The following is a 6,956-nucleotide window of genomic DNA, read 5'->3' as shown; positions in this document are numbered from 1 at the left end:
ATGTACAACGAACTACTCGCGAACATCGCGATTCTGGTCCTGGCCGGATTCGTCGGTTTCGCCGTCATCTCCAAGGTGCCGAACACGCTGCACACGCCGCTGATGTCGGGCACCAACGCCATCCACGGCATCGTCGTGCTCGGCGCGCTCGTCGTGCTCGGTCACCTCCCCGGTGATGCCCACTGGGGCATCAAGATCATCCTGTTCGTCGCTCTGGTCTTCGGCACCCTGAACGTCGTCGGTGGCTTCGTCGTCACCGACCGCATGCTCGGGATGTTCAAGCAGCGCAAGGACTCCCCGGCTGCACAGAAGAAGGGGGCTGACGCCTGATGGGCTACCTCGTCTCGGTCCTGTACATCATCGCCTTCGCGATGTTCATCTACGGTCTGTCGGGTCTGACCGGCCCGAAGACCGCCGTGCGCGGCAACTACATCGCCGCCGTCGGTATGGTCATCGCGGTCGTCGCGGTGCTCATCGACATCCGGGAGACGGAGAACTGGGGTCTGATCATCGGCGGTCTGGCCGTCGGCATCATCCTCGGCGTCCCGCCGGCACTGAAAACCAAGATGACGGCGATGCCGCAGCTGGTCGCGCTGTTCAACGGCGTCGGTGGTGGCACCGTCGCGCTCATCGCGTGGGCCGAATATCTCGAGTCCACCAGCTTCACCACGCTCGACGACGACCCGACCGTGGTCATGATCGTCGGTTCGCTGTTCGCCGCGATCATCGGTTCGATCTCGTTCTGGGGTTCGCTCGTCGCCTTCGCGAAGCTGCAGGAACTGCTGAACAAGAATCTCGAGAAGAAGCTGGTCGCGTCGGCGAAGCTGTTCCAGCTCGCCAACATCGTCCTCGTCCTCGCGTCGATCGCCATCGCCGTCTACATCGGCATCAGCGCCGACGGTGAGCCGCTGGCCTCGTGGTGGATCCTGGCGCTGCTCGTCGCCGCCGGCCTGATGGGTCTGTTCGTCGTGCTGCCGATCGGCGGCGCCGACATGCCGGTGGTCATCTCGCTGCTCAACGCCCTGACCGGTCTGTCGGCAGCCGCTGCCGGTCTCGCACTGAACAACCAGGCCATGATCGTCGCCGGCATGATCGTCGGCGCCTCGGGCACCATCCTGACCAACCTCATGGCCAAGGCCATGAACCGGTCGATCCCCGCGATCGTCTTCGGCGCCTTCGGCGGTGGCGAGGCGGCCGCGGGTGTGGCCTCGGCGTCGGGTGGCACGGTCAAGGCCACCTCGGCCTCGGACGCCGCCATCCAGATGGCGTACGCCAACCAGGTCATCGTCGTGCCCGGCTACGGTCTGGCCGTCGCGCAGGCGCAGCACGCCGTCAAGGAGATGGCGGCACTGCTCGAGGACCGCGGTGTCGAGGTCAAGTACGCGATCCACCCGGTCGCCGGTCGTATGCCCGGCCACATGAACGTCCTGCTCGCCGAGGCCGACGTCGAATACGACGCGATGAAGGAGATGGACGACATCAACGGCGAGTTCGGCCGCACCGATGTCACCATCGTCATCGGCGCCAACGACGTCACCAACCCGGCTGCCCGCCTGGACTCGACGAGCCCGATCTACGGCATGCCGATCCTCAACGTCGACCAGTCCAAGTCGGTCATCGTGCTCAAGCGTTCGATGAGCTCCGGTTACGCCGGTATCGACAACCCGCTGTTCACCGCCGACAACACCTCGATGCTGTTCGGTGACGCGAAGAAGATGGTCTCGGAGGTCACCGAGGAACTCAAGGCCCTATAGGGGGTCGTGCCGTCTCGAGACAGGTTACCGGTACGGTGGTGGTGGCGCAGTGGAGACGTTGCCGAGCGTCGACATCAAGGATTCTCAATTTTCAAGCAGTGCAACGCTTCCCTGTGGATTCTATCTGCGACGCGTGTGTGTGTCGGTAGTGCATTCGGCCACGTATGTCTCACCCGATATGGGTGACGGCTTGCCGGTATGCAGAACGTAGTTCGGTTGCCGATCACCGATAGTGGAAGTCGGTGGCGAACAGCCGGGTTCGGTGCTCGATATCGCTTGCGGTCTTCGGGTTCTCACGATCCGGTTCCAGTACCTCTGCGGCGAGACACCGAAAGGCGATGCAGTGACGTCGCGGGCGACTCGTCGTAGCGTCCCTGGGGCCCAGCCAGCGCGCAGTCCGGGGATCGCGCGCAAGGATCGGACGGAGAGCGCGAAGCGCAGTCGGGAGACGGTCCGAGTTCCCTTCCCGCTGGTGCGGTTCGGAACAGAGCGACCAAGTTCGGAATCCGAGCCGCGCCGCGGGGGCCGGGGTCGTCCCTGTCGGCCAGGGCGCTAGGGGGGCGATCGGTATACCCCGTTGCCACCGGACTCTACAGCTCGATCGTGGCTATCAATGACTCTTCCGGAGCGCTATCAGCAATGTGTTACCTGCACAGCTATGCCTAGGAGTAATGAATGAACGCTCGGCAGTACGGTTGCTCAACCCTTGGGCACCATGTTCTCAGGCTTTCCCATGTCGTGGTGAATGTGAGCGATGCGGAGCGGTCTCGCGAGTTCTATGAGGCGACGACTCCGCTCCGCGCGATCTCGCGACTGAGTGCTCCTGCCCAACGGTTCGCCGGGTTGGGTATCGATCATGGTGAGTTCGAGGGATACGTCCTCGATGACGGCACTGCCGGCTGTCCAGGCCAGGTGCATCTGGTGGAGTGGAAGAACCCTCGTCCCGTGGGCAAGCCTTATCCGGTGTTCTGGCACGTCGGAATAGCGAAGTTGGGCTTCGGGACCAAAGTTCCTGCGGATGAGCGGATCGCTCAGTTGCGGGCAATGGGTATCCAGCCGACGAACGAGACGATCGTTCGTGACTACGTCACCTTTGCCGATCCCGATGGCACACTGTTGTCCTTCTATCCGGATCCGGTGACATCGGCGCGATATGACCACTGGGTGCACGTCAATGCGGTGGCGTCGGATGGTGGCCGGTCAGCGTCGTTCTACCGGGATCAACTCGGCCTCAACCATCACCTCGACGTCTTCACTGACAGGCCGTTGCCGGTCTCGCAGGGGCCTGGGTCCGACGTGGCGCAGTGGTCGAGCCATATGTTTGCTGCCCGTGGCGACAGTCGCCTCAATATCGATATGACACAGCCGGTGTTTCCGTTGCCATCACCGGCGACGTCGTCGGTCTATGAGGAGGCTCATCACCTGGGGATCTCACGGATCGGTTTCGAGGTCGACGATATCGAAGCTGTCCAGGTGCTCCTCGAGTCGATGCCGGTGATCGGTCGGGCTCCTGGGGTTGCGGGGCCCGCAGAGGTGTGGAACTTCGGACCCGAATACGGCGAGCGGAAGGTTCTGTCGTTTCGCGACCCGGACGGGATCCGCCTCGAGTTCGTGGAGAAGCCGCCACGGGCAGAGTCCAGCTATCTGCGGTTCTCTCCGCCGCAGGAGTGACCGCTGCAGCCGAGGATCCTCGGGGACAGATCTTTACTGCATGTACATTTTGTATTGATTTGTAAGAAAGCATCGACGACGATGAGTCGAGACACGGATCATTGAGCAATTGGGAGGTTTTATGAACGGGCTGGTTGGCAAGCGGATCGCCATTGCGGGCGGTGCCACGGGGATCGGCGCAGAGACTGCTCAGCGACTGGCCGCCGCAGGGGCCTCGGTTGCCATCGGCGACGTCAACCTCGAGCGTGCTACGCAGACTGTCGGAGGAATCGAGGCCGACGGCGGTCGAGCGACCGCGATCCAGTTCGACCTCTCCGACGACGAGTCGGTGACCTCGTTCATCCACAAGGCGGCCGACTTCATGGGCGGCGTAGACGGTCTGTTCAACGTCGGCGCTGAGATGACTCCGTCGGTGTTCGAGAACGACCTTACGGTCCTCGATACCGACATGGATGTCTGGAAACGCGTGCTCGATGTCAATCTGTTCGGCTACGCCCGCACCATCAAGGCGGCTCTTCCCTACATGTTGGAAGCAGGGTCGGGCGCGATCGTGAACACCTCCTCGGGTGCCGCATTTTTCGGGTTGCCGAATCGCGTTGCTTATTCGGCGTCGAAGGGCGGGGTCAACACCCTCACGCGCCACGTTGCCACTGTGTGGGGCAAGCAGGGAATCCGCTGCAACAGCGTCTCACCGGGCATGGTGATGGGTGAGACCCAGAAGAGGATGGGCCACACCGACGTCCATCAGGAGGTTCTCAAGCTGATTCGGCATACCCGCCTCGGAGACCCGGCGGACATTGCGGCTGTGGTGACCTTCCTGCTGTCCAGCGATGGGGAATGGGTCAACGGCCAGTGCTGGAATGTCGACGGCGGACTCAATCTGCGGGACTGAGCCGAAGACGAAGCGTCTTGTCGAAAGAACCCCATATGGTCCATGGGTCGTTTGCCGCAGACGGCGTGCTCGAGGCTGCCATCTCTCGTTCTCTCGAACTGGGGGAACGAGGGATCCAGGTTGCAGTCATGGTCGGCGACGAGGTAGTTGCTGAGGCATGGGGTGGAGTCGCCGACGACAACGGGCGACCTGTCACCGCGCGAACCATCTTCCCGGTCTTTTCCGTGACCAAAGCAGCTACGGCACTTGCGGCCCATGTCCAGATCGAGCGCGGCCTCATTGATCCGGATATGCCGATCGCGACGTACTGGCCGGAGTTCGGCCGTCACGGTAAGGACGCCATCACCCTCGCCCATGTCCTGGCCCACCAGTCAGGTATTCCGCAGATGCCGGCGAACGTCACGCCCGAGCTGATGTGCGACTGGGACTGGATGATCCGTGAGATCCAGGACTTCAAGCCTTATTTTCCGCCCGGTACGGCCAACACCTACCAGGCGATCGTCTTCGGCTGGCTCGTGGGCGAGACAGTGCGTCGCACCGACCCGCAGCGCCGTTCATTTGCCGATTTCGTCCGTGAGGAAGTCATGGAACCGGTGGGTATCGATGACTTCTGGCTCGGAGTTCGCCCGGAAGATCTCGAGCGGGTCGGTGTTCTTGTCTCCGACCTCGAGGGACCGGGTGGCATCCCGCTCGAGGGTGCTACCGCAGTGAGCATGGCCGCCAAACCCGACGCGGTGGCGCTCGATGCCCCAGTGCACAACCGGCACGACATCTGGCAGGCGTGCCTACCCGGAACCGGGGGCATCGCTTCGGCGCGAAGCATCGCGCGTTTGTTTGCGGTACTCGCCAACGGCGGCGAACTCGGCGGCCATCGCCTCTTGTCGCAGAAACGGGTGCGCACGCTGCTCGAACCGCGCGCGATGAGTGAGACCCCCGATATGGTCCTCGTCGGCGGAAACCGCTGGTCGCCCCCACTGGGTGCGGGAGGGTTCTGGCACGGTGGGACGGTGCTGGGCGACGGGCCGGGTGTCCTGTGTCATGCCGGACTCGGCAACTCCATCGGATTCGCCGATCTGGAGATGGGCTACTCGGTCGGGATCGCCCACAACCGCCTCTTCACTGACGATTCGGTCATCGGTGAGCATCCTTTCTCTGCGATCGCTGAGGCCGTGAGCGAGATCGTTGCCCGTCACTCGGGTCCATGAACAAGCTCACGTTCTCGATCCTGGCTATCGGCGCCGGTGCATTCGCAATGCTGCAATCGGTTGTCGTCCCGACGCTTCCGCGCATCGCTACGGAGATCGGGACCGACCAACACTCGGTGGCGTGGGTTCTGACGGCTTTTCTGCTCTGCGCCACCGTCTCCACGCCGATTGTGGGGCGACTCGGTGACATCTACGGCAAGAGGCGTTTGCTCGTGGTCTCGCTGACTCTGTTGTCCCTGGGCTCGATCATCTCGGCCGTTGCGCCCAACCTTGCCGTGATGATCGGGGCCCGAGTGATCGCCGCGGCGGGCGCGGGCGTGGTACCTCTGTCGTTCGGGATCTTGCGCGACGGATGCTCTCCGGGGCGGATGGCGAGTGCGACAGCAGCGTTGTCGGCGGTACTTGCCGGCGGGGCAGGCCTCGGAATGGTGGTGGCAGGTCCACTGGTGGACTACCTCGGTTATCTCTGGTTGTTCTTGCTTCCGGGTCTGGTACTCGGTGCGGCGGCGGTGGGTGCGGCTTTCCTCGTTCCCTCATCGCCGGTTTCTTCGCCAGGACGGTTGCCGCTTCTTCCTGCGGTGCTGCTCACGATGTGGCTCGTCCCGCTGTTGATTGCAGCGAGCCGAGCGCCCGAGTGGGGTTGGGGTTCGGTTCGGGTGCTTGGGCTGTGTATCGCTGGGGTGGTCATGCTTGTGCTCTGGTGGGTGTGCGAGAGCCGTGTTGCGGTACCGCTCGTCGACCCGGCGTTGGTGCGTTCGCGTGGGATGTGGCAGGCGAACCTCGTGGGACTCGCTGCGGGCGCCGCGCTGTACGGAGGCTTCGCGTTTCTGCCTCAGTTTCTGCAAGCGTCACCGTCGTCGGGTTACGGGTTCGGGGTTGGTGCGACAGGGGCGAGTCTGCTGATCCTGGCGCACCCGGCGATGTCGTTCGTGGGTGGGTTCGTTGCTGGTGGGCTGTCTCGCATTGTCGGTGCGAAGGCTCTTGTGGTGATGGGGTGCCTTGCTGGGGCAGCGGCGATGGTGCTCATGGCGTTCGACCACACGACACGAGTTGATGTCGTGGTGGCCAATGGCCTCATGGGAGCCGGGTTGGGGTTGATGTTCGCGTGCCTCACGCCGTTGATTTTTGCCGCTGTTCCCGTGCACCAGAGCGGGATTGCCGTAGGCATCAACACGACCTTGCGTTCTTTGGGGGGTGCGGTCGGCGCGGCTGTCCTCCCGGCGATCATCGCGTCCCAGACCGTTGGGGACGGTTATCCCTCGGAGCGGGCCTATGTGGTGGGGTTCTTGGTGGTTGCCGGTCTCATGGCGTGTGCGGCGTTCTGCGCTCTGCTGATTCCCTCCGAGCGCAAGCGAGACGAGTTGGACTCCCAGCTAAAAGATGTTCCCTTTACAAGAAAATAAGCACTCAGTACACTTTTGCACCGAGCGACTG

General features: G+C 63.1%; 6 protein-coding genes. All 6 read left to right on the top strand.

Features of this window, described 5'->3' with window-relative positions; genetic code table 11:
• The gene (locus ACNJ7K_RS24220; protein ID WP_006552916.1) at nt 1-330 is read left to right on the top strand and encodes an NAD(P) transhydrogenase subunit alpha part 2; all 330 of its coding nucleotides are present in this window, start codon (nt 1-3) and stop codon (nt 328-330) included.
• Entirely contained in the window at nt 330-1,754 is a 1,425-nt protein-coding gene (locus tag ACNJ7K_RS24215) for an NAD(P)(+) transhydrogenase (Re/Si-specific) subunit beta (protein WP_487042330.1), read from the top strand. Before ACNJ7K_RS24220 ends, ACNJ7K_RS24215 begins: the two co-directional genes overlap by 1 nt.
• 675 nt (nt 1,755-2,429) lie before the next feature.
• The gene (locus ACNJ7K_RS24210) at nt 2,430-3,425 is read left to right on the top strand and encodes a VOC family protein (protein WP_487042329.1); all 996 of its coding nucleotides are present in this window, start codon (nt 2,430-2,432) and stop codon (nt 3,423-3,425) included.
• 121 nt (nt 3,426-3,546) lie between these two features.
• On the top strand, nt 3,547-4,317 hold the full coding sequence (locus ACNJ7K_RS24205; protein ID WP_487042328.1) for an SDR family NAD(P)-dependent oxidoreductase: 771 nt from the start codon (nt 3,547-3,549) through the stop codon (nt 4,315-4,317).
• Nucleotides 4,263-5,522: a serine hydrolase domain-containing protein gene (locus ACNJ7K_RS24200; protein WP_487042327.1), complete on the top strand. Its 1,260-nt coding sequence runs from the start codon at nt 4,263-4,265 to the stop codon at nt 5,520-5,522. The genes ACNJ7K_RS24205 and ACNJ7K_RS24200 overlap by 55 nt, the downstream gene beginning before the upstream one ends.
• Nucleotides 5,519-6,925 carry an MFS transporter gene (locus ACNJ7K_RS24195; RefSeq protein ID WP_487042326.1) on the top strand — a complete coding sequence of 469 codons (1,407 nt, stop codon included), beginning with the start codon at nt 5,519-5,521 and terminating at the stop codon, nt 6,923-6,925. The genes ACNJ7K_RS24200 and ACNJ7K_RS24195 overlap by 4 nt, the downstream gene beginning before the upstream one ends.
• Nucleotides 6,926-6,956 lie beyond the last annotated feature (31 nt).

The sequence above is a fragment of the Rhodococcus shunpengi genome, assembly GCF_048381395.1.
Lineage (GTDB): Bacteria > Actinomycetota > Actinomycetes > Mycobacteriales > Mycobacteriaceae > Rhodococcus.
This window is presented reverse-complemented; position numbering and strand designations above follow the sequence as displayed.

What these genes read in the sequence shown, in the direction of transcription:
- ACNJ7K_RS24220 (WP_006552916.1), top strand. Translation starts at nt 1, where the DNA reads ATGTACAACGAACTACTCGCGAACATCGCGATTCTGGTCCTGGCCGGA.
- ACNJ7K_RS24195 (WP_487042326.1), top strand. Translation starts at nt 5,519, where the DNA reads ATGAACAAGCTCACGTTCTCGATCCTGGCTATCGGCGCCGGTGCATTC.
- ACNJ7K_RS24205 (WP_487042328.1), top strand. Translation starts at nt 3,547, where the DNA reads ATGAACGGGCTGGTTGGCAAGCGGATCGCCATTGCGGGCGGTGCCACG.
- ACNJ7K_RS24215 (WP_487042330.1), top strand. Translation starts at nt 330, where the DNA reads ATGGGCTACCTCGTCTCGGTCCTGTACATCATCGCCTTCGCGATGTTC.
- ACNJ7K_RS24200 (WP_487042327.1), top strand. Translation starts at nt 4,263, where the DNA reads ATGGGTCAACGGCCAGTGCTGGAATGTCGACGGCGGACTCAATCTGCG.
- ACNJ7K_RS24210 (WP_487042329.1), top strand. Translation starts at nt 2,430, where the DNA reads ATGAACGCTCGGCAGTACGGTTGCTCAACCCTTGGGCACCATGTTCTC.